Origin of the sequence: Thermoplasma sp. (assembly GCF_008709555.1) — an archaeon.
GTDB lineage: Archaea > Thermoplasmatota > Thermoplasmata > Thermoplasmatales > Thermoplasmataceae > Thermoplasma.
The window spans coordinates 118-699 of record NZ_VYIJ01000043.1 but is presented as its reverse complement, the minus strand read 5'-3'; the positions used below and the strand labels follow the sequence as shown (position 1 = coordinate 699).

Annotated in this window: 1 protein-coding gene; it reads right to left on the bottom strand. The window is 46.0% G+C overall.

The features are described 5' to 3' along the window. Positions 1-98 (bottom strand): AbrB/MazE/SpoVT family DNA-binding domain-containing protein (locus tag F6Q11_RS07625; RefSeq protein ID WP_394349638.1); only part of this gene is annotated, 98 nt, incomplete at its 3' end. Positions 99-582: the final 484 nt, after the last annotated feature.

Below are 582 nucleotides of genomic sequence, written 5' to 3'. Positions count from 1 at the left end.
TTCTCCACATGAAAGAAACAGAGAACAAAACTGCCCTTTTTCAACCCCATCTGCCTGACGATATCGGCCGGAATAACGACCATTCCATTCCGGTGCATCTTGGACTCGAATGTTAAATCGTGCATAGAAAAACGAAACACAATTTCGCATATAAATCTTGGCTACGATGATTGCCGGATGCACAAAACGGCGATATTTACGGGATTAGCCATCGCTGGACACATACATATCACTGTCTTTCTTTGGGTTAAACGACTTACACGGATCGCAATATATTAATGGGCTGCAAACCAAACCGCTCGGCTATTTTATCTCCACATTCATTATGGGCGGTTGGCCATAGTCCCGGACAAATTCGTTGTAAAGCTGCTCGGAGCGTCTGATAGCACGACGGAAGCTTTCCCTCACCTGCGGAGATGGATACATCATAAGCTGTTCGGCCCACTGAAGCATATTCCGGTATGCCTCAATATAAAGCTGGCGCCGGTATTCCCGATGCTCATACCACAGCATTTCAGGCATTGTAGGCACAACCGCCGAAAATAGTTAAATATTATGATCACCGGGCTCCGGATAAACACA